The organism is Halovivax cerinus (genome assembly GCF_024498195.1).
Lineage (GTDB): Archaea > Halobacteriota > Halobacteria > Halobacteriales > Natrialbaceae > Halovivax > Halovivax cerinus.
In genome coordinates, this window is the sequence record NZ_CP101824.1 from 1,097,229 (window position 1) to 1,118,671 (window position 21,443).

Genomic DNA, 21,443 nt, shown 5'->3' on the forward strand with positions numbered 1-21,443 from the left:
GGCGGTCGTCGCGGGGTCACCGCGGTCGATTTTCCGGGTAGTCGTGACCGAGGACGAGCGCGACCACGTTGAGCGCCAGCAGCGAGACGAGCAGGCCGAACCGCCCCCCGGAGTCGATTCCGGACACGAGGAGCGGCAGGTAGACGACGGGTAAGAGCGTACCGAGCCAGAACGAGACGGTCGTGATGGTGGGTGCGTTCGGCATGGGTGGCGACGTGTGCCTACGCGGCATCGGTAGGGGAGTGGTTACACTCGGCGGTCGGACCGCCGATACGGGCGGGGTTCGAGCGTTCACTGCGCTCGGTCGGTTCATCGACGGCTACCGCGAACGGGTGGTTGTCGGGTGCGCTGTGCATGTGGACTCGGGCCACCCCTGCTACGGTAGCGTCGGCCATTGTTATGGAAGAACTACTGGACCCGGGCCTGGGCCGTACGCGGTGCCATCCACCCAGAATGCCTCGCGTACTCGGAGGCGGGCACCGACGCGGATCGAGACGGAGTTGGAGCCGTCGTCACTCCGGAACTCAGGGATCGGTCGGTCGGGCGCCGAGTTCGAGGTCGACGGTCGTCGACTCGCCGTCGCGACGCACCTCGACGGGGACGGTCTGGCCGGGACTGGCCTGGAGGGCGAGGACGCGAGAGAGGGCTCCGCTGTCCGGGATCGGTTCGCCGGCGAGTCCGACGACGACGTCGCCGCCGACCGGGATACTGACTCCCTCGTAGGTAACCTGGTCGGTGCTCCCCTGGAGCACGCCGGCCGCCGGCCCGTCAGCCGGGACGTCGACGATCAGAACGCCGGTCGCCTCTGCCAGGTCGTTCGCCGTCGCGACGGCCGGCGTCACCTCGCGGAGTGTGACGCCCATGCGCGGGTGGTCGTACCGTCCGGCCTCGATCAGGCTGGGGAGAACGCGACTCGCGAGCGCGGCCGAGATGGCGAAGCCGACGCCCTCGACGATGCCGGCGTTGACGACTCCGACAACGCGCCCGTCGATGTCTAGCAGCGGCCCGCCGCTGTTGCCGGGGTTGACGCCCGCGTCGGTCTGGACCGCGTTCGGGATGTCGTAGCCCTGCGGGCCGGGAAGCGAACGGTTCACGCCGCTGACGATGCCCTGGGACATCGTCCCCTCGAGCCCGTAGGGGTTGCCGACGGCCAGGACCTCCTGGCCGACGGTCGGGAGGACGTCGGCGAACGGGAGCGACGCGGCGGAGTCGGGCCGGTGAACCACGTCGAGGGCGGCCAGATCGCTGTAGACGTCGGTGCCGACGACCTCGGCTTCCGTCCAGTCGCCGTTGGTGTACTGCAACTGGATCAACTCCGCACCCTCGACGACGTGGTTGTTCGTCACGAGGTGGTCGTCGAAGACGAACGCCGACCCCTGTCCGGCACCCTCCCCGCCGTCTTCGGTCTCGACGCCGCTGACCGTCACCATCGCAACCGAGTCGATCACGTCCGCGTAGATCTCAGTGTAGACCGTCCCGTCGGCCCGCTCCTCGAGGTCGACGGTACTGGGGAGGGAGGAGTCGCCGCGGCCCGACCGCGCGCGGGAGCCGGGTTCGGCGCAGCCGGCGACGGCGGCGAGGAATCCTCCGCCACCGGCCGCGAGAAATCCCCTGCGAGAGATAGCCGGATCGTCCATACGCCGGCAACGACCCGGACCGTCTTCAAGTCCGTGATCCGGAACTTCGAGTGATGGCGAGAGCAGGAGAGCGCCGTGTGAGAACGCGGGACCGGAACTGTCGTGACGACGCGGTCCCGAAAGCGTGAATGGAAAGCGTGTTACGCCCCACGACCTCACCTAGGTGCAATGACCATCACGGATGCGGCGGCCGACCTGCTCGCGGGCGGTCCCGTCTGTGACGCCTGCCTCGGGCGGCCGTTCGCCGACCGAAGCTTCGGCCTGCGAAACGAGGAGCGCGGCCGGGCGCTTCGGACCACGCTGGCCCTCGAAGCGGACGAGCCGTACGAGCCCGTCGACCCGGTCGAGTGCTGGGTCTGCGAGGGCTACTGCGGGACGTTCGACGCCCTGGCCGACGCCGTCGTCGAGACGCTGGACGGAGTCGACTTCGCCACGTATCAGGTCGGGACGGTCGTCCCGCCGCTGGTCGAGGAGAACGACCGCTTGCTCCGAGAGGACGCCGGCATGGAGCCCGACGCCGGCGAACCGCTCAAGCGCGAGGTCAACCGCGAGGTGGGTCGGCGCGTCGGCGCGCGGACCGGTGCCGAGGTCGACTTCGAGCGCCCGGACGTCCTCTGCGTCGTCGACCTCTCGGCGTTCGACCCGTACGCGGTCCTCGAGGACGGCGACGCCGTCACGGCCCACGCCGTCGACCGCCAGATCAACCCCGCGTTCGTCTACGGCCGCTACCGCAAGATCGAGCGCGACATCCCACAGACGGAGTGGCCCTGTCGAGAGTGTGGCGGCAGCGGCACTCAGCTCGCCGACGACGGTGAGGAGCCCTGTGACTACTGCGGCGGCTCGGGCTACCTCTACGATACGAGCATCGAGGAGACGGTTCGCCCGCACGTCGTCGACGCGATGGAGGGTCGCGAGGGTACCTTCCACGGGGCGGGCCGGGAGGACGTCGACGCCCGGATGCTCGGCACCGGCCGCCCGTTCGTCCTCGAAGTCAAACACCCCTACCACCGGACACCCGACGTCTCTGCACTCGAAGCCGAGATCAACGAGGCCGCAGCGGGCGCCGTCGAAGTCGAGGACCTCCGCCTCGCGACCCACGACATGGTCGAACGCGTCAAGGAACACGACGCCAGCAAACGCTATCGCGCCGCCGTCCAGTTCGACGAGCCGGTGAGCGTGACTGCCCTCGACGCACTCGCCGAACTCGAAGGAACCACCGTCGAGCAGTTCACGCCCCAGCGCGTCGACCACCGCCGGGCCGAGTTGACCCGCGAACGGACCGTCTACGCCATCGACGGCGAGCCGGGGATCGTCGACGAGATGGTCGACAGCGTCGACGAAGCCGTCCTGGGTGACGGGGAAGTGAACGCCGCCACCGCCACCATCGAGGTCCACGGCGCCGGCGGCCTCTACATCAAGGAACTCATCAGCGGCGACGACGGACGAACGGAGCCGAGCGTGGCCGGACTGCTCGATACCGGCGCCGAGGTGATCGCCCTGGACGTGCTCGCTGTCGAGGGCGAGGACGAACCGTTCGAACGCGCCGACTTCTTCGTAGACGAGTCCGACGCCGACGGCGAATCCGGTGGTGACGCGTGACCCCCTCCGACCGACAACTCCACATCCTCTACCTCGTCGGTATCGCGCTCAACGCGATCGGGCTGGCCTACGCCATCGATTCGGGCGAGTACCTCTTCGCTGGCACATTCGTGTTGATCCTCGCGTACATCGTGTTCCGGTTCCGGCTGACGCGGTGAGGTCTCCGAGTCCCGACCGACGCGCAGCCGCCGAGGATTCGTTTCGTTCGGTGCTACTCACTCGCGACGTGCCGACGGCGATACCACCCGACGGCCTCGTCGAAGAGTTGCCGTCCAAGAACGAGCAGTGCGAGCGGGATACCGGCCGAGAGTGTGAGCAGGCCGCCGAAGAAGACGCAGCCGCCGGTATCGGCGTACAGGGCAGGGAGACTCACAACCGACAGAAAGAGCGTCAGTGCGGCGAGAAGCCCGATCATGCCAGTCCAGCGGGCGCGAGCGCTCTTGATGGCGGCGACGCCGCCCGATCCGATCGAGACACCCTCTCGGACCACGTCGACGAGCACGACGACGGCCAGCGCGCCGGGCACGAGCAGTTCCGGATCGGCCGGAAATCCGGCCACCTCCGGCCACGAGGGGTACTCGATCGGGACGCCCGTGCTCATCACCCAGACGACGAGGAGTACGCCGACGGCGAGGGCGGCTTCGACCGTTCTCGCGATTCCGCACTTCAGTTTAGGTATCTGGACGTTCAGTATACCGGTCAATACGCGTTCGGTCGGGCCGAGCGGAGTCACAACGATTTTGCGCCAGTCCGACGATGGCTCACCAACATGGTCTTCGGCGTCGACGAGGCGGGGAAGGGGCCAGCGCTCGGTCCGATGATCGCCGCGGCCGTCCACGTGGACGATCGTACCCGACTCCCCGACGGCATGGCCGATTCGAAGGACCTCGCCCCCGACCGGCGCGAGGAACTGGCGGCACGCCTTCGGTCGGCCGACGACGTCGCCGTCGGCGTCCGTGCGATCACGCCGGCGACGATCGACGACCCGGAGACGGACATGAACGGGCTCGCCGTCGCCGCCCACGCGAAAGCGATCGAGGCGGCACTGGCCGACGCGGGCCTGGCCGATTCGAGCCTGGATGGCTCGGGAGTCGACGACGATCTTCCCACGGGCACCTGTGACGCCTGCGATACGGACGCGGACCGCTTTGCCCGGCGGGTGACCGACGCCTGCTCGCACCCGATCGACGTCGCGGCCGAACACGGCGCCGACGCCGACGACCCACTCGTAGGCGCGGCGAGCATCGTCGCGAAAGTCGAGCGAGACGCTCGCATGACCGACGTCGCCGACACCTACGCCGACGCCGGCTACGGCGATCCGGGGAGCGGCTACCCGAGCGATCCGAACACGCGCGCGTTCCTCGAGGCCTACGTGGACGAGACGGGCACCCTTCCCGACTGTGCCCGCCAGTCGTGGGCGACGTGTCGGGACGTGCTCGCCGACGCCCAGCAGTCGGGCCTCGGGGACTTCGCGAGCGAGTGAGCGGTTGTGTCGAGGCATCCGATACGCGGCACGTGAAGGCAGTTTTTTGCCGACCCCGCCCGCACGCACCGACATGGAACACACTGCCGAAGCGTACGGCGAGTACTGGGGTGGCGCCGTCCGGATCGCTGTCGGCGGGCTACTCACGTGGATCGGACGCACGGTGGCCGGTCCGTTCCTGGCACTGGACGGACTGGGCCCGACCGCCGTCGGGTTCGCCGTCTTCGCCGGAATGCTTGTCGTCGGGACGTACGTCGCCGTTCTCGGACTCGCGCGGGTGATTCGGACAGCGGTCGCCGCCGAACGCAGTCGATGACACGGCGAGTCGTCCCGGCCACGATCGATATGTGAGTCGCTCTGGCGACGCCACCCACTATACCCGTTACAAACCCCGTCACACGGCCGATCCAGCCGCCTGGCGTGACCGCACTTCGTCACGCTTTACCCATTGCGATTCGAAAACCGGTGCATGAGTGACGTTCCCTCGCGCGAGGAGGTCCCCGCGGAGCACACCTGGGATCTGAGCCGCATTTTCGACTCTCCTGAGGACTGGCGCGACGCCTACGACGACGTCTCCGACCGCCTCGACGAACTGACCGCCTACGAGGGTGAGACGGTATCCGACGCCGAGACCCTCCGCGTGGTTCTCGAGACGCGTGACGCCCTCATGCGAGAGGTCGAGCGCGTCGGCGCCTACGCGCGGATGCGACGCGACGAGGATACGACCGATCAAGACCGGCAAGCGATGGCGGCACGGGCCGAGTCGCTCGTCGCCGACGCCCAGTCGGCCGCCTCGTTCGTCGAACCGGAGATCCAGGACCTCACGACGGAGGCGTTCGAATCCTACGTCGACGAGGAACCCGACCTGGAGCGGTATCGTCAGTACGTCGACGACGCCCTCCGGATGAAACCCCACACCCGCTCGCCGGAGGTCGAAGAACTACTCGCCGACTTCGGCGAGGTCACCGGCACCGCGGGCACCGTCTACTCGATGCTCGCGAACGCGGACATGACGTTCCCGACCGTAGCGGACAGCGAGGCGCGACGCGCCTCGGACGAATCGAGCGATGACGAATCGCGAGACCCCGACGGTGGGGAGGTCGAGATCACGCAGAGTAACTTCGTCAACCTGCTCAAACGCCCCGACCGGGACTTCCGCGAACGCGTCTACGAGGCGTACTTCGAGGAGTGGGGCGACGTGCGAAACACGGTCTCGACGGCCTACGCCAAGAGCGTCACCGCCGACGTCCGGCTGGCCGAAGCCCGCAACTACGAGACGGCCCGCGAAGCCTCGCTGGACGACGCGAACGTCCCCGTCGAGGTCTACGACACCCTCGTCGACACCGTCACCGACAACCTCGACGCACTGCATCGCCACGCCGAACTCAAACGCGAGGCGCTCGGCGTCGACGAACTCCGACCGTGGGACCTCTACATGCCCCTCACCGGTGGCGAAGGTCCGGAGATCCCCTACGACGAGGCCTGCGAACACGTGATCGAGGCCGTCGCGCCGCTCGGCGAGGACTACCAGGACCGGCTCGCCGAGGGCCTCGAGTCGCGCTGGGTCGACATCTACGAGAACGAGGGCAAGCGCGCCGGCGCCTACTCCGCCGGCACGTACGACACCGAGCCGTTCGTCCTGATGAACTACCAGGACGACGTCGCCTCGATGTACACGCTGGCCCACGAACTCGGCCACTCGCTGCACTCTGACCGCACCCGCAGGAACCAACCGTACGTCTACGCGAGCTACGAACTCTTCGTCGCCGAGGTCGCGAGCACGGTCAACGAGGCACTCCTGACCGAGCACCTCTTAGAGACCGTCGAGGACCCCGAGTTCCGCGTCCACATCCTGAACGAGTTCTTAGAGCGCGTTCGCTCGACGCTCTTCCGGCAGACCCTGTTCGCCGAGTTCGAACACCGCGCACACGAACTCGAGGAGGCCGGCGAACCCCTGACCGCCGACCGGCTCGACGACCTCTTCGGCGACCTCAAGGCCCGCTACTACGAACCCGCGGCGCTCGACGATCACATCGCTCGCGAGTGGATGCGCATCCCGCACTTCTACCGCGCGTTCTACGTCTACCAGTACTCGACCGGTATCTCGGCCGCGCTCGCGCTCGTCGACGACATCGTTTCGGACGGCGACGACGCGGCCGCCGACTATCTCGAGTTCCTCCGCCTCGGCTCCCGGGAGTACCCACTCGACCTCCTCGAGACCGCCGGCGTCGACATGCGCTCGCCCGACCCCGTCGAACGAGCGATCGACCGCTACGCGGATCGCCTCGACGAACTGGCCGAGATCGTCGACTGACCCCGAACACCGCTGATCCTCTCGATCTGTGGCCGTACGCACCCTCGCCGGACGTGCTTGAATCGCGGTCGACGACGCGTCGCGGGTCCCCAAACGATCGCTCGACCCTGAACCGGCGACCGACAGCCGGGATTTCGCCACACCCACGGCTGTCTGTCTACCGACCATCGGTTCCCGGCCCGCGACCCAAAGGCACATTTACGTCGGCCGATTATCCACCGCTCGTCAGAATGGCCCGAAGTCCGTCGCTGCCCGACCGACCGACACGCGACATCGATCCGAACCTCCCCGACGAGGAACGGCTCGACGCGCTTCGGTCACATCACGCGGAACTCCACGAGGTACGGGAGAAACTCGCCGATCAGCTCGAAACCGCCGAACGCCGCCGCGAAACACTGCGCGATCGCGTCGACCGCGTCGAACGCGAGAACGAGTGCCTGAAGGACTCGCCGCTGTACGTCGCGTCCGTCGAGGAGTCCTTCGACGGCGAGGTCGTCGTCAAACAGCACGGCAACAACCAGGAGGTCCTGACAGAGGTCTCCCCGCGGATGGCCGACCGCATCGAACCCGGCGATCGGGTCGCCGTCGACGACTCCTTCGGCCTGCAGACGGTCCTCTCCGCCGAGACCGACGCCCGCGCCCAGGCGATGGAGATCACCGAGAAGCCGGACGTCTCCTACGCGGACATCGGCGGCATCGACGACCAGGTCCGCGAGGTGCGCGAGGCCGTCGAACAGCCCCTCGCCGAACCCGAGCTGTTCGAACAGGTCGGCATCGAACCGCCCTCGGGTGTCCTGCTCTACGGCCCGCCGGGTACCGGCAAGACGATGCTCGCCAAAGCCGTCGCCACCAAGACCGACGCCACGTTCATCAAGATGGCCGGTTCAGAACTCGTCCGCAAGTTCATCGGCGAGGGCTCCCGGCTCGTCCGCGACCTCTTCGACCTCGCTCGCGAGCGCGAACCCGCCATCATCTTCATCGACGAGATCGACGCCGTCGCCGCCCGCCGCACCGACTCGAAGACCTCCGGCGACGCCGAGGTCCAGCGGACGATGATGCAGCTGTTGAACGAGATGGACGGCTTCGAGAACCGCGGCGAGATCAGCATCATCGCCGCCACCAACCGCTTCGACATGTTAGACCGCGCCATCCTCCGGCCCGGCCGCTTCGACCGCCTCATAGAGGTCCCCGAACCCGACGCCGAGGGCCGTGAACGCATCTTCGAGATCCACAGCCAGGATCTCTCGCTCGCCGACGCCGTCGACTACGAGGCCCTCGCCGGGCGCACCGACGGCTACTCCGGCGCCGAGATCGAGAGCGTCACCACCGAGGCCGGCATGTTCGCCATCCGCGACGACCGCACCGACGTCACCATGGCCGACTTCGAAGCCGCCATCGACAAACTCGAATCCGACGAGGGAAGCGAGTACATCCCGTCGGAGAACTACTTCTTCCACTAACGAACTTTTTCTCTGCGCTCTGGCGAGACGGCGCCAGTGTGCTGGCGCACGTCTCGCCGACGCTCGGAAAAACTTCGATGAAAAGCACTCCTCCCTCCGTTGCAGCCGCGCACGGCGCGGCTTTCACATCGGTCGTCGGCCCGCTCGCTCACTTCGTTCGCTCACGGAACACGGAACTAGTGTAAACCAGCCTTTCCCCGTGCTCGCGTGCCCGGTGGGCACGCTCGCGGCCACGGCACCGTTGGTGTCCACTCTCGTCCATAGTGGCTGCTTTCATCCGTTGCTACGAGCCGATGGGCACTGACGGCTGTTCCGAACTACATGCTACCGATACATGGTGCCATTTATGTTATACTGGACACCCAGTTTGGGTGGTGAAAACCCGCAGGCGATGCCCTCCAAACGAACCCTCGTCCGATCACTCTCCGTGTTCGTCTACGGACTGGCGATCTTTCTGGTACTGTCCCTCTTTACCCCGCCTGGTGGGGCGCTCGTCGCGATTCCGATGGCGACGACGCTCGGCGTGATTGCCCATGCCACACGGACCGGCCGAATAGCCGAACTCGGCTACGCCACCATCGGACTGTGGGCGGGGTTGCTCGTCTTCATCGCGTCCCTCGGGATCTGGACGGAACTCGTAGCGCCCCGCGGAGTCCGGCCGTTCGACCCGGTGGGGGTCCCGGGGATGAGCGGGGCGGTCGGCTGCGTGGTCGGTGCCTATCTACTCGCGAGCCGGAGTGTCGGTCGCGATGAGGGCGCAGTCTGACGAACGGCCCCACGGCGGGGGATCTGCACGGTGTCGGATCGCAACGCCTTACGCCGTCGGGGCCCGAGGGCGGGTGATGAGTACGATTCGGGTCGTCTGGGGGTCGGCGACGGGGCCGACGGAGATGGCGGCCTACGACGCGGCGCTGTCGGACGCGGGTATCGAGAACTACAACCTCGTGGCCGTCTCGTCTGTGATTCCCGCGGACGTGCCCGTCGAGGCGGTCGGGACGGCACCCGATCTCGGGCCGGCGGGCGAGCGCCTGACGGTCGTCGAGGGGCGAGCGCGGGCGGCCGGGCCGACGAGCGTGAGCGCCGGCCTCGGCTGGGTGGAGTCGGTCGACGGCGGGCCGGGGTTGTTCTACGAGGCGGTGGGCGAAGTGGGTCCGGACGACGTCGAACGCCGCGTGCGGGAGGGGCTCGACGCCGGGGCCGACCTCAGGGACTGGGAGTTCGGCGAGCCGACGGTCCGCGTCGAGGAGGCCAGCGCCGAGTCGGGCGAGTACGCGGCGGCGGTCGTCGCGGCCGCCTACGGCGAGAGTGAGCCCATCGTGTAGGCCCTGTGGCGCCTACCGCCCAGTGTTGGGAGCCAAACGCTTTTGGCCAGGCGACTCGTTGGGTCGGTACCGACTTCTCATGAACGCGAACACACCGTACGCCGGCCGCCCGGGAACCACGCAGGCAGGGCACCGATCGGCGGACGATCTCACGGAGGTGACGCCCGTCCAGCGGCGGGCCCTCCGGCGAGACGTCTCTCGCGTCGCCGCCCGGACGCGCGACCTTCTCCCCGACGAATACGTCGTCGACAGCGATATCACCCGCGGCGTCAGCGGCCCGCAACTCACCGTCGCCGTCCAGCCTCCAATCGGCCACCCCGTCAGTGCCGGTTTCGCCCCCGACGTCTCACTCGTCGAAGATTCCGAATCCGTCATCGACGACGACGAGTGCGCCGAAGTCGCCCGCGGCCTCGCCGCGAGCGCAGCGCTGCAGGTCAAACAGGCCATGGGAAGCGAGTTCACGCCGACCGCCCGCTGACTCCGCTCACTCTCGCGTCGTTCACTCCTCGAAGAACGTCCAGCCGTACGCGCCGCCGAGCACCGTTGCCACCAGAATGACTACGAACAGCAGAAAGTACAGCAGGGAGTCGCGATCGCCCGCCTGTACCTCGTTCGACACGACCATGAACGCGGCGACGAGACTCACCACGACCACGAAGCCGGCGATGCCACGCCGGCTGTCGAATCGCTCCAACACGTCTCTCATACCGCCCACCACAGAGCCGTGTGTCAAAACAATTCTGGCAGATTCGACGTACCAGCCGCTTCTGGAACGTGAGTTTCGTTGGGAACGCGGGTCTCGATGGGAATCCGGTTACCCGTTCGGGACACAGCTCTCGGTGGGAATGCAGCTATCCGTTCGGAATGCGGGACACGGGGCAGCCGATCCACCGCGAAACCGTTTTTCCCGTCCAGCCCGGAGTCCGTGTTATGTGGCGTCCCTTCCGAAACGCGGGTGACTCGCCGTGTACTCCCCGCCTTCGGTGCGAGATGGAGCCGGACGGGGCACGGCTCCGTCCCCACCCGGGTGATCGTCGGTGACCGCCGACGCCGATCCCTCGTCCGACGCCACGTGTACGCTGTGCGATCTCCCACTCGAAGCCACGGCGGTTACGGACGACGCGGGCAATCGCTACTGCTGTGCCGGGTGCAAGCACGTCGCCGGGACACTCGACGACGCGACGGACCCGGCCAGCCTCGATGGCGCCGATATCGGGGCAGGGACGGCGTCTGAGCCGGAGGAACCGACCGCTGCGCCGCCGGGGACCGAGCGCGCGTTCTTCCAGATCGAGGGAATGCACTGCTCGACGTGTGAGCTGTTCATCGAGGGTGTGGGGACCGACACCGACGGCGTCGCGGACGTCGCCGCGAGCTACGTCTCCGAGACCGTCCGCGTCGATTACGACCCCGACGAGACCGATCCCGACGCGGTCGCCGACGAACTGACCGGTCTCGGCTACACGGCCTCTCCCCGGGGGGACGCCGTGGCGAAGCGGACCGCGGCGGACAGAAACGAGATTCGCCTCGTCGTGGGGGTCCTCTTCGGCATGGTCGTGATGATGCAGTACCTCCTGCTCGTGTACCCCCTGCACGTCAACCTCTTCTACCCCGAACGCACGCACGCGTTCCTGGTCGAGATGGTCACGAGTTCGGCCTCGGTACCGTTCTTCCTCGTCCTCTTCGCGCTGACGAGCGTCGTCCTCTTCGTCACCGGCGGACCGATCCTCAGGGGCGCCTACGTCAGCCTCAGGACGCGAAACCCGAACATGGATCTGCTGGTCGCGCTCGCGGCCACTGCGGCCTACGTCTACAGCACGCTCGCGGTCGTCTTCGGCCACCCCTCCGAGATATACTACGACGTCACCGTCGCGATCGTCCTCGTCGTCACCGTCGGGGGCTACTACGAGGGGACGATCAAGCGCCGGGCGACCGCGGCGCTCGCGGACCTCTCGGCCGCGCAGGTCGACACCGCCGAGCGCTACGACCGGGACGGCTCGACGACCACCGTCGACGTCTCCGACCTCGCCGACGGCGACCGATTCCTCGTCCGCGCCGGCGAACGGATCCCGGTCGACGGGATCGTCGAGGAGGGCGAGGGCGCGGTCGACGAAGCCGTGATCACCGGCGAATCGCTGCCCGTCTCGACGGCTTCCGGCGAATGCGTCGTCGGCGGCGCCATTCTGGCCGAGGGCTCGCTCGTCGTCGCCGTCGACGGCGAACCGACGAGCGGCGTCGACCGCATCGCCGACCTCGTCTGGGATCTCCAGAGTGCTCGCGGCGGCATTCAGGGGCTGGCCGACCGCCTGGCGACGATCTTCGTCCCGGTCGTGGTCTCCCTGGCCGTCCTCGTGACGGCGGGCTACCTCGTCCTCGGTTCCTCCGCACCCGACGCACTGCTCGTCGGTCTCACCGTACTCATCGTCTCCTGTCCGTGCGCCCTCGGCCTCGCGACGCCGCTCGCGGTCGCGTCGAGCATCCGCGAGGCCCTAGAACGCGGAATCGTCGTCTTCGACGAGACCGTCTTCGAGCGGGTCCGGGACGTCGACGTCGTGGTCTTCGACAAGACGGGGACGCTCACCACCGGCGAGATGACGGTGCGAGACGCCGAGGGATCGGCGGAACTCCTCGAACGCGCGGCCCTCCTCGAGGGGCGCTCGGTGCATCCAGTCGCCGGTGCGATAGCGGACGCGTTCGGACCCGACGCCGGTGACGGCGGAGCGTCCGCCGACGCGACGCCCGGAACCGAGCCGGCCACCGACGGCGGCCTCCCGGCCGGTGCGTCGACGCCGGCGGAGACCGCGGACGCCGACACATCGTCCGACTCGCCGACGAACGGCCGGTCCGATGCCGACTCGGCCACCGATCCCAGCGCGGACGAGTGGTCCGATTCCAGTTCGGCTGCCGAACGCGCCGCGGACGACCGTCTCACTACCTTCGAGTCCTACGCGACCGGCGTCGGTGGCACCGTCGACGGCGAGGACCTCCTGGTCGGCCACCCTGACCTGTTCGCCGACCGCGGCTGGACCGTCCCCGGGCCCCTCTCCGAGCGAGCCGCCGCCGAGCGGGCCGCGGGTCACCTCCCGATTCTCGTGGGCAGCGACGGCGCGGTCGGGGGGCTCGTGATCGTCGGCGACGAACCGCGCGAGGGCTGGGACGAGACGGTCACCGACCTGGCCGACCGCGGCGTCGAGGTCGTCGTCCTCACCGGAGACGAAGCACAAGCTGCGACCCGATTTCGGGAACACGACGGTGTCGCCGAGGTCTTCGCCGGTGTCCCACCCGAGGGGAAGGCCGAGACGGTCCGCCGGCTCCGCACCCGGGGGAAGACGGCCATGGTCGGCGACGGGACGAACGACGCACCCGCCCTCGCCAGCGCCGATCTCGGCATCGCGCTCGGCGGCGGGACGGCGCTGGCGGCCGACGCGGCCGACGTCGCCATCGTCGACGACGACCTGTCCTCGCTTTCGACGGTCTTTTCGATCGCGAACGCGGCGCGCAGTCGCGTTCGCCAGAACATCGGCTGGGCGTTCGCTTACAACGCGATCGCGATCCCGATCGCGGTGTCGGGCCTGCTCAACCCGCTGTTCGCCGCCGTCGCGATGGGCACGTCGAGCCTGCTCGTCGTGACGAACTCCTCGCGAACGTTGCTCGACGACGCGTAGTCCGGACGTCGTCGGCTGTACGGGGCGGTCGACGGTAGACTCCGTGGGTCGGGGATCTCTCTCTCTCTCTCTCTCTCTCTCTCGATACTGGATCCGATGCCCAGCGCCAGCTGTCCCGATGGGCATCGGAACGGATCCGTTCGATTCAGAGAGCGGATGCTTCGCACCGCGAGAACAGGCTACGTCGTAAACCACAATATCCCAACGGGGGTCGGGAATACTCGCCCTTCAGGGCGGGGAGGAGGTCAAGCAGCGAGAACTTCGTTCGCGTGCATGACCAGTTTCCGGTAGCCGACGGCGTAGATCCCGGCGTACAGCATGACGAAGCCGATCGCGGCGAGCCAGCCGGCGAGGAAGAGGTCGTTGCCCCCGAGGTGCTGGAGGCTCGCACTCTCTGCGAGAACACCGACCACGGTGAACACCACTGCGAGGACGGCGTACACCGCGAGCGAGACGATCTCCACGAGTAGTTCCGATCCAATGAGCGTCATAGCGAGAGTGATGAACTCGGGCGATATAGCCCTGACGCTCCGGTCGTATGCTGGGGCGTTCCGTTCACGCCGCCAGGTCGAACGCGACGGCGATCGACGCCTCGTCCGGCAGTCCCCAGTACCGGAACCGGTAGCGACCGGTCTGGAGGTCGGGACAGACGCGCAGTCTCCTGGTGGTGTCCCTCTCCTCGACCAGGCCATTCTCGGTCAGTTCGACCGTCCAGTCGAATCCCCCACCGGGTGGGTGGGTCGCCCTCTCGTCCGTGTACCCCACCGCCGCTTGCGAGTCCGTGCCGCGAACCTCCCGCCAGCCGTCTTCCGTCTTCACCTCGACGGCGTACGTGTGCTCGTTTCCGGTCGTCTGCTCCCTCGTAGAGACGTTCCACAGCGATATCCGAACCCCGTCGCCTCGATCGAACGTCAGGTCGTCGGTCGCGTCACTGCTGTCTCCGTACCCGGCGCCGTCACCGCTCTCGTTGGTGCTCCCTACACCGTCGCCACCGCTCTCGCCGTCGTCGCCGGTGCCGTCACCCTCGTCGAACGCGTCGGCCCGCATCGCGAACGCGGCGGCGCCGCGCTCGTCGACCGTTTCACCCCACGCGACCTCGCCGCCCGCCGTCGAGGGGAGGCGCTCGAAGTCCTCGTCGTCGCACACGAGCGCCGTGGGTACGGCGGGCGGTTCGCCGTCCGGGCGGACGCTGCCGGGGAGGGTCGCTGGGTCGATCAGCGGGTCGGTCGAGTTCACGTCGGTTTCCTCTCCCCAGCCGTCGGTGATCGCGAGCACGGCGACGGACGGGAGGTCCTCGCCGGTCACGCGGACGTACGCCGTCGGATACGTGATCACCTGAGCGCAGCCGACGTCGCCGCCGGCGTCGTCGACCGCGGCGGCCGCACCGGTGATCGCCCCGATCTCCTCGTCGGCCGTCGTCTCGGCCGCCCTGCGTTCCGATGGAATCTCGACCGTCGAGACGGCGAGGTCGGTGACTTCGATCGTCTCGTAGCACGCGTTCGGAGCGACCGTCTGGACGCCCAGGATCACCGACGCCTCGAAGTCGGTCTCCCGCACCCACGACGCGAGTTCCTCGTCCACGTCGTCTCGCTCTTCGGACCCGACGACTCGCGTGGCGAACGTCTCGACGTCCGTCTCTGACTGGAGGACGGCCACGAGTCCCGTCCGCGACTCGTCGTCGGCCCACCGCGGTCGCGACGACGTCTCGTCCGCCTGGAAGACCGTCGCCTCGATGTCCTCGTCCGCCGTTGTGTCGTGCTCACCGCCGTCGCTCGGATCGCCGTCGTCGCCCGTGTCGACGTCGAGCGAATCGAGACACCCGCCGAGCGAGACGCTCGCTCCCGCCCCGACCAGCCGAAGGATGGTACGCCGCCAAATCGGTCGCATACCGGCTCTACGTGACCTCGACTTACCAACCTTACAGTGGGGTACAGAGCGGGTCGGAGTGCCATCCCGGGACGCTGTGGTCTGAATTCCGTTCGATCACGCGTCTTCCTCCTCGAAGCGCGTCGTTCGCGCGTCTCCCCCGAAGCGCGTCGACCCCGTCGGGACCGACACGCCCTTCGTCGTCCGATCCCTGCATCCTCGCGTGTCCTCCGAATCGTCCGCCGGCCCCGACGATCCTGCCTTTCCGACGTCGCGTCACGTCCTCCAACCGGACTGTGATCGCTGTCCGCAACTCGCCGCCTGTCGCGAGCGAATCTCGTGGGGGACTGGGCCGATAGACGCCGCCGTCCTCGTCGTCGGCGAGGCGCCGGGCGCCGGCAACCCCGACGCCGCCCGCTGGCGCGGCGGGAACTGGACGGGGATGGCCTACACCGCGCGCCACTCCGGCCGGCGGATCCGCCGGATGATGGCCGAGGTAGGGTACGCCGAGGAGAGCTACTTCACGAACGCGGTGAAGTGCATGCCAGCGGACGAAACGCACGAGGCCGCTGCCGAGTCGGACACCGATTGCGCGAGTGAGTCCGCCGACTCGGTGAGTACGCGCGAACCGACCGTCGAGGAACTCGCGGCCTGTCGCCCACACCTCCTGACGGAACTCGATCGCGTCGAGCCCGCTGTCGTCGTCGCGACCGGCAAACACGCCACCACGTCGGTGCTAGCAGCTGACGACCGCTCGCTCGACGACCTCGAGGGATCAGGCTTTCTCGACACCGTTCTCGAACCTACCCGCTGCGACTCGCTGGAGACCTGGCTCCTGCCGATCCTCCATCCGTCCTATCAGGACGTCTGGATCAGTCGGATGGGGTACGAGGCCGACGAGTACGCGATCACACTCCGCGAAACGTTGGTCGAGTTGTGTGGCCACTGACCGCTCGCGACCGGATTTCCCCTCAGGCCAACGCGACGATTCCGTCCGCCACCTCGACGATCACTAAGCCGTCGGCGACCAGCGTATCCCCGGCGCCGGGCGGGAGGTCCCAGGACGACAGCCGTGCCCCGTCGTCGAGTGACAGGCGAAGTACCGTGCTCCGCTGGGAGCCGGCCGCGCTGACGTAGACGTGGTCCCCGACGACGGTGGGCGCGCCGAATCCGGCGGTCCCGCTCGGCGGCGCGATACGCCAGCGGCGTTCGCCCGTGTCGGCCTCGACCGCGTGAAGCCGCCCGGCACTCGAATCGGCGCGGCGCTCTCGAACGACGACGACCGCCGACGTCGCCGCCCCGATTTCGTACCAGCGCCGGGCGCGCCCCTCCGGCGTGTCCCCATGGACCTGTGAGAGCGGGTACTGCCACTGCTGTTCGCCGGTCGTGGGATCGAGCGACAGGAGGTCCATCCCATCGGTCCATTTGGTGATGAACACCCGGCCGTCGGGGACGACAGGTCCCGATTTCGTGTGACTCGAAACGCCCCTGTCCCAGCGGACCGATCCGTTTGCGGGATCGAGTGCGTACAGCGTTCCGTCTCCGGACGCGAATACCCCCACTTCGGGATGAAACGATCGGACGAAGAGCCGCTCGTCGTCGACGGGGGTTACCCACAGGTGGTCGCCGGTCCGGACGTCGTACGCGTGGAGATCCCCGTCGATCGTGTCGGTGTGGTAGAATCGTCCGTCGCCGATCACCCAGTTTCCGTTGGGCGGATCGCTATGGTTCCACACCCGTTCGCCGGTGGCCGCGGCGAACGCACCGACAGGCGTTTTCCAGTCCTCGATCCGATAGTAGAGGGCACTCCCCGGTGCGGCGAGAGACGGGCCCGTTCCGCCGTCCCCGAGGTATTTTCGGCTCCACTCGACGTCCCCGTTCGCGATATCGACGGCCCAGAGGGCGACACCGCGCGATTCGGCGCCTGCGACGAACACCTGGCCGTTCGCGACGATCGGGGGTGCCCACTCGTTGGCGTACAGTGAGTCGTCTCGAACGTCCCACACGCGCTCGAGATCTGCATCGGGGGCACTCTCAGGGGGCGGGTTGCGCGTCAGTGCTGGATCGTAGTCCGGGAATGGCCACTCGGTGTCGGCCCACGCCAACGGGGCGTGGCCGGGAACGTAGTCGGCGTCCGGTTCGCCGAGATGCGACTGCATCCCGAAGGCACCGGCGCAACCGGCGAACAGACTGCCAGCACCGATGATCATGTCACGTCTCGAAGGCAGGGTGATCACCCACTCCTCCTTTCGTGTTGCTATGTAAATATCTTAATACAATCTACTAGCGTATCGTTCTCTGTAGGGTACGGCCGACTGATCGGGTGCTGGACGCGCTCCGGTGGACCGAGTGACGCGGTCGCGGGTAACCTTCATACGACGTGGCGACACAGCCACAGACATGCCCACGATCTTCAGCCAGATCGTCGACGGGGAGATCCCAGCCCGCACCGTCTACGAGGACGAGACCACGTTCGCGTTCCTGGACGCGAACCCCCTAGCGCCGGGCCACACGCTCGTCATTCCGAAGGACGAGTACGAGCGGTTGAACGACGTCCCCGACGACGTCGCGGCGGACCTGTACGCGACGATCCACGACCTCGTCCCGGCGGTCGAGGATGCGGTCGACGCCGACGGGACCACCGTCGCGTTCAACAACGGCGAGGCTGCCGGCCAGGAAGTGCCCCACGTCCACTGCCACATCGTCCCGCGCTTCGAAGGCGACGGTGGCGGTCCGATCCACGCGATCGCTGGCGAGACGCCAGATCTCGCGGACGACGAACTCGACGACATCGCAGCGGATATCGAGTCGATCGTCTGAGCGACCCGGGTGACCGGGGCGTACGGACGGCGACGGCGGCGGTCCGGTCCACGTGATCGCCGGCGAGACGCCAGCGCTCGCGGACGATCACTGGGCGGTGCGTCGACGCGGATGCAAGCCATTTTGTGCCTCCCGTTCCCGTTCGATTCCATGACCAGGGGCGTCGGCGAGCACGCGCTGGTGAACGAACTGCTGCCGGACTGGCTGGCCGTCGTCTTCGGTGTCCTCACCCAGCTCGGCGACATCTGGCTGCTGTCGATCCTCCTCGCCACACTCTTCGTCCTCGGGATCCCATCCCGAACGGACGTCGCGTTCGTCGGCGGTGCGTGGCTCGCCGGACTCTCCGCGTATCGGGGGTTGAAGGAACTCCTGGCGTGGCCGCGGCCGACCGCGACGCCGCTCGACCCGGGGTCGCTTCCGGGCGTCGTCGAGACCGTCTACGAACTCACGGCGTTTAGCGCGGGGTACGGCTTTCCGAGCGGTCACGCGACGAGCACGACGGTGGTTTACGTCGGACTGGCGTCCGTCCTCACCGTGAGCTCGGCTCGCCGACGGTACGCGGTCGCCGGCGCCATCGTCGGCGTCGTCTGTCTCGCGCGGATCGTCCTCGGTCTGCACTACGTCGTCGACGTGGTTGCCGGTGTCGCGCTCGCCCTCTCGCTACTCCTCGGGATTCGGATGCTCGCCGGTCGCAGATCGCTGGACCGTGCGACCGCTGCCTTCGCCGTGGCCGTCCCCATCGGCGTCTGCTACCTCCTCACGAGCGCCGCGGAGCCCAAGGCCGTCCTGGTTCTCGCGGCCTCGGTCGCCGGACTCCTCGGCTGGCGTCTGTACGACGAGGCCGCGTCGGCGTAACCCGGTTCACCGTACTCGAAATGTCAGGGGGCGGTCTCACCGGATGGATCGGTCGAGATGAATGTTGTTATCGTTCGCGAGCACGTTCGGGCCGGTAGACGGTCCCGTCCGACTCGACGGAGGGGGCCGAACTCGAGTGATCCACCATGTCAGTCTCACTGCAGGAGGAGTACCAGCTCTTCATCGGCGGCGAGTTCGTACAGGCGGCGGAGGGGGAAACCCGCGACACCATCGACCCGGCGACGGGCGAGACGCTCGCGACGGCCGCGGAGGCGACCGCGGCGGACGTCGACCGTGCGGTCGAGGCCGCCAGCGAGGCCCAGGCCGAGTGGGAATCGATGCCGGCCGGCAAGCGCGGCCGGATCGTCTCCCGGCTGGGCGAACTGATCTCCGAGCACTCGGACGAACTGGCCGAACTCGAGAGTCGAGATCAGGGCAAGCCGCTCACCCAGGCCCACCACGACGTGTCGGGTGCCGCCCGCTTCTTCGAGTACTACGGCGGCGCAGTCGACAAACTTGAGGGGCGGACGGCGCCGACGGGTGACGGCAAGCTGGCGTTCACCGAGCGCACGCCCTACGGGGTCAGCGGGCAGATCGTCCCGTGGAACTTCCCGTTCAACCTGACCGCTCGCGGCGTCGCGCCGGCGCTGGCCGCCGGCAACAGCGTCGTCGTGAAAGCGGCGCCGACGACGCCGCTCACCGCGATCCGGCTGGCGGAACTGGGCAAGGAGGCCGGCCTGCCCGACGGCGTCCTCAACGTGCTTACCGGCGGCGGGGAGCCGGGTGCCGCCCTCTCCGAACACGAGGACGTCGACGTCCTCACCTTCACCGGCAGCGTCCCGACGGGCCAGGCGGTCATGGAGTCCGCCGCGAAGACGATCACGCCCGTCACGCTCGAACTCGGCGGCAAGAACGCCTCGATCGTCACGCCGGAGGCCGACCTCGGTTCGGCCGTCTTCTGGACCTCGCTCGGCATCTTCACCAACGCCGGCCAGATCTGCTCGGCGGCCGACCGCGCGGTCGTCCACGAGTCCATCTACGACGACTTCGTCGACGCGATCGTCGACCGTGCCGAGTCCTACGACCTCGGCCCCGGCGTCGAGGACCCCGGGATGGGCCCGCTCAACTACGAGGAACACTACGAGAGCGTCCTCGAGTACATCGACGTCGGCGTCAAGGAGGGCGCGACGCTCGCGACCGGCGGCGAACCCGCGGATCGCGACGGCTTCTTCGTCGAGCCGACGGTCTTCACCGACGTCGAACCCGACATGCGAATCGCCCAGGAGGAGATCTTCGGCCCGGTGCTCACAGTCATCCCCTACTCCGACCCCGAGGAGGCCGTCGAGATCGCCAACGGCGTCGAGTACGGCCTCACCGGTGGCGTCTTCTCGCAGGACATCGACGAGGCGCTCTCGCTCGCCCGCGACGTCGACGCCGGTACCGTCTTCGTCAACGAGTGGTTCGGCGACGGCGTCGAGACGCCCTTCGGCGGCACGAAGAAGAGCGGTATCGGCCGTGAGAAGGGTATGGAAGCGCTCGACTCGTACCTCCAGACACAGTCGATCACCGTCAACATCGACAACTAGGCGGTGCGGGCGCTTCGTCACGCCCAGTCGTGATCGTCCCAGCCCTCGTAATGTTTGAGCTTCGTCGTGATCTCCCAGGCCGGCCAGTCGCACTCTTGGTAGAGAAAGTCGGCGAGCCGTCCGAACGTCGAGCTGTCGAGCCTGATTCCCCGGGTGTCGAAGGACTGGATGAACGGTTGCGTCCGCAAATACGAAATTGCGTCTCTGACGGCACCTTCTTCGTGTTTCTCGAACGCTGTTTGCCGAATCAATTCATCTTCCGAGAGTGGCGCACCGTACCGGTGTTTACTCACCAACGGTCGCAGGAGGGCACAGAGGTGCCGTGTTCTTCTCACACCGTTCTATTCTGTATCCATACGTCTTCAATGTTACTGCGAATTAACGTGGAGGTGAACAAGACTTAACCGCTATCCCCGTGTACGAGCGATATGGCCCAGCGTGAACCGGAGACCCGCATGGATGCGGGTACGAAAGAAACGCGACTCGCGAACCCGAGCGGGTGGTTGTACCTCACTCGCCACGATGGGATCCCCGTTCTCGTCGATGCGTTACTGGACTGGCCGACGAACCGCGAATTCACGATTCAGGAGTTCGCAGACCACTCGGGGCTCGTTCGCCAGACCGTGAGCAAGCATCTCGATCTCCTCCTCGAACTGGATCTCGTCGACGAAATTCCGGAGACGCATCCACAGCGGTATCGGATTCGGGACAGTGAGGTGACGCGTACGTTGTTCGAACTGAACAGCGCGATCAACGCGGTCGGAGACCGCTAAGTGAAGCGGCTGGGTCCGTGTGATCTGGTGGAATTCACCGTGAATATTTTGCCGTTTCCTTCTAAC

General features: G+C 67.6%; 23 protein-coding genes. 15 read left to right on the forward strand and 8 right to left on the reverse strand.

Annotated elements, in window-relative coordinates:
• Positions 1 to 16: 16 nt before the first annotated feature.
• Together NO366_RS05095 and NO366_RS05100 are read right to left on the reverse strand one after the other, a co-directional pair.
• The gene (locus NO366_RS05095) at positions 17 to 205 is read right to left on the reverse strand and encodes a DUF8028 family protein (protein WP_256533249.1); all 189 of its coding nucleotides are present in this window, start codon (positions 203 to 205) and stop codon (positions 17 to 19) included.
• A gap of 319 nt (positions 206 to 524) precedes the next feature.
• Positions 525 to 1,637 carry a S1C family serine protease gene (locus NO366_RS05100; RefSeq protein WP_256533250.1) on the reverse strand — a complete coding sequence of 371 codons (1,113 nt, stop codon included), beginning with the start codon at positions 1,635 to 1,637 and terminating at the stop codon, positions 525 to 527.
• A gap of 168 nt (positions 1,638 to 1,805) precedes the next feature.
• Here NO366_RS05100 and NO366_RS05105 point away from each other — a divergent pair, with 168 nt between their 5' ends.
• On the forward strand, positions 1,806 to 3,236 hold the full coding sequence (locus NO366_RS05105; protein WP_256533251.1) for a tRNA pseudouridine(54/55) synthase Pus10: 1,431 nt from the start codon (positions 1,806 to 1,808) through the stop codon (positions 3,234 to 3,236).
• On the forward strand, positions 3,233 to 3,394 hold the full coding sequence (locus NO366_RS05110; RefSeq protein WP_256533252.1) for a hypothetical protein: 162 nt from the start codon (positions 3,233 to 3,235) through the stop codon (positions 3,392 to 3,394). The genes NO366_RS05105 and NO366_RS05110 overlap by 4 nt, the downstream gene beginning before the upstream one ends.
• A gap of 53 nt (positions 3,395 to 3,447) precedes the next feature.
• Here the strand turns inward: NO366_RS05110 and NO366_RS05115 are convergent, their stop codons facing one another.
• Positions 3,448 to 3,939 carry a hypothetical protein gene (locus NO366_RS05115; RefSeq protein ID WP_256533253.1) on the reverse strand — a complete coding sequence of 164 codons (492 nt, stop codon included), beginning with the start codon at positions 3,937 to 3,939 and terminating at the stop codon, positions 3,448 to 3,450.
• Between the two features lie 66 nt (positions 3,940 to 4,005).
• Between NO366_RS05115 and rnhB the strand changes: the two genes are divergently transcribed.
• From rnhB to NO366_RS05150, 7 genes are all read left to right on the forward strand, one after another.
• Positions 4,006 to 4,719 (forward strand): ribonuclease HII, encoded by a 714-nt coding sequence (gene rnhB / locus NO366_RS05120; RefSeq protein ID WP_256533254.1) that lies wholly within the window; start codon positions 4,006 to 4,008, stop codon positions 4,717 to 4,719.
• Positions 4,720 to 4,792: 73 nt separating this feature from the next.
• A complete protein-coding gene (locus NO366_RS05125; protein WP_256533255.1) occupies positions 4,793 to 5,035 on the forward strand; it encodes a hypothetical protein in 243 nt (80 codons plus the stop codon).
• A gap of 153 nt (positions 5,036 to 5,188) precedes the next feature.
• Entirely contained in the window at positions 5,189 to 7,033 is a 1,845-nt protein-coding gene (gene pepF, locus NO366_RS05130) for an oligoendopeptidase F (RefSeq protein WP_256533256.1), read from the forward strand.
• 230 nt (positions 7,034 to 7,263) lie between these two features.
• The gene (gene pan2 / locus NO366_RS05135) at positions 7,264 to 8,493 is read left to right on the forward strand and encodes a proteasome-activating nucleotidase Pan2 (protein ID WP_256533257.1); all 1,230 of its coding nucleotides are present in this window, start codon (positions 7,264 to 7,266) and stop codon (positions 8,491 to 8,493) included.
• A 391-nt stretch (positions 8,494 to 8,884) separates the two neighbouring features.
• Positions 8,885 to 9,259 (forward strand): hypothetical protein, encoded by a 375-nt coding sequence (locus NO366_RS05140; RefSeq protein ID WP_256533258.1) that lies wholly within the window; start codon positions 8,885 to 8,887, stop codon positions 9,257 to 9,259.
• A 76-nt stretch (positions 9,260 to 9,335) separates the two neighbouring features.
• Complete coding sequence (locus NO366_RS05145; RefSeq protein WP_256533259.1) at positions 9,336 to 9,815, forward strand: pyruvoyl-dependent arginine decarboxylase; 480 nt, start codon at positions 9,336 to 9,338, stop codon at positions 9,813 to 9,815.
• Between the two features lie 79 nt (positions 9,816 to 9,894).
• The gene (locus tag NO366_RS05150; protein WP_256533260.1) at positions 9,895 to 10,293 is read left to right on the forward strand and encodes a DUF5811 family protein; all 399 of its coding nucleotides are present in this window, start codon (positions 9,895 to 9,897) and stop codon (positions 10,291 to 10,293) included.
• Between the two features lie 21 nt (positions 10,294 to 10,314).
• Here the strand turns inward: NO366_RS05150 and NO366_RS05155 are convergent, their stop codons facing one another.
• Positions 10,315 to 10,521: a hypothetical protein gene (locus NO366_RS05155; RefSeq protein WP_256533261.1), complete on the reverse strand. Its 207-nt coding sequence runs from the start codon at positions 10,519 to 10,521 to the stop codon at positions 10,315 to 10,317.
• A gap of 331 nt (positions 10,522 to 10,852) precedes the next feature.
• On the opposite strand from NO366_RS05155, the gene NO366_RS05160 reads away from it, so the two are divergent.
• Complete coding sequence (locus NO366_RS05160) at positions 10,853 to 13,477, forward strand: heavy metal translocating P-type ATPase (RefSeq protein WP_256533262.1); 2,625 nt, start codon at positions 10,853 to 10,855, stop codon at positions 13,475 to 13,477.
• 245 nt (positions 13,478 to 13,722) lie between these two features.
• Here NO366_RS05160 and NO366_RS05165 read toward each other — a convergent pair whose 3' ends face one another.
• Positions 13,723 to 13,968, reverse strand: a complete 246-nt coding sequence (locus NO366_RS05165) for a DUF8151 family protein (RefSeq protein WP_256533263.1) — start codon at positions 13,966 to 13,968, stop codon at positions 13,723 to 13,725.
• A gap of 64 nt (positions 13,969 to 14,032) precedes the next feature.
• A complete protein-coding gene (locus NO366_RS05170) occupies positions 14,033 to 15,364 on the reverse strand; it encodes a hypothetical protein (RefSeq protein WP_256533264.1) in 1,332 nt (443 codons plus the stop codon).
• A 202-nt stretch (positions 15,365 to 15,566) separates the two neighbouring features.
• Here NO366_RS05170 and NO366_RS05175 point away from each other — a divergent pair, with 202 nt between their 5' ends.
• On the forward strand, positions 15,567 to 16,292 hold the full coding sequence (locus tag NO366_RS05175; protein ID WP_256533265.1) for a uracil-DNA glycosylase: 726 nt from the start codon (positions 15,567 to 15,569) through the stop codon (positions 16,290 to 16,292).
• A 22-nt stretch (positions 16,293 to 16,314) separates the two neighbouring features.
• On the opposite strand, the gene NO366_RS05180 is transcribed toward NO366_RS05175, so the two are convergent.
• Positions 16,315 to 17,553, reverse strand: coding sequence for a PQQ-binding-like beta-propeller repeat protein (locus tag NO366_RS05180; RefSeq protein WP_256533266.1), 1,239 nt, complete (start codon positions 17,551 to 17,553; stop codon positions 16,315 to 16,317).
• Between the two features lie 190 nt (positions 17,554 to 17,743).
• Here NO366_RS05180 and NO366_RS05185 point away from each other — a divergent pair, with 190 nt between their 5' ends.
• The 3 genes from NO366_RS05185 to NO366_RS05195 all read left to right on the forward strand — a co-directional run bounded on the left by NO366_RS05185 (position 17,744) and on the right by NO366_RS05195 (position 20,604).
• Positions 17,744 to 18,163: an HIT family protein gene (locus NO366_RS05185; RefSeq protein ID WP_256533267.1), complete on the forward strand. Its 420-nt coding sequence runs from the start codon at positions 17,744 to 17,746 to the stop codon at positions 18,161 to 18,163.
• A gap of 150 nt (positions 18,164 to 18,313) precedes the next feature.
• Positions 18,314 to 19,018 carry a phosphatase PAP2 family protein gene (locus NO366_RS05190; protein ID WP_256533268.1) on the forward strand — a complete coding sequence of 235 codons (705 nt, stop codon included), beginning with the start codon at positions 18,314 to 18,316 and terminating at the stop codon, positions 19,016 to 19,018.
• Between the two features lie 146 nt (positions 19,019 to 19,164).
• Positions 19,165 to 20,604, forward strand: coding sequence for an aldehyde dehydrogenase family protein (locus NO366_RS05195; protein ID WP_256533269.1), 1,440 nt, complete (start codon positions 19,165 to 19,167; stop codon positions 20,602 to 20,604).
• Positions 20,605 to 20,621: 17 nt separating this feature from the next.
• On the opposite strand, the gene NO366_RS05200 is transcribed toward NO366_RS05195, so the two are convergent.
• The gene (locus tag NO366_RS05200) at positions 20,622 to 20,939 is read right to left on the reverse strand and encodes a hypothetical protein (protein WP_256533270.1); all 318 of its coding nucleotides are present in this window, start codon (positions 20,937 to 20,939) and stop codon (positions 20,622 to 20,624) included.
• A 93-nt stretch (positions 20,940 to 21,032) separates the two neighbouring features.
• On the opposite strand from NO366_RS05200, the gene NO366_RS05205 reads away from it, so the two are divergent.
• On the forward strand, positions 21,033 to 21,377 hold the full coding sequence (locus NO366_RS05205; protein ID WP_256533271.1) for a hypothetical protein: 345 nt from the start codon (positions 21,033 to 21,035) through the stop codon (positions 21,375 to 21,377).
• Positions 21,378 to 21,443: the final 66 nt, after the last annotated feature.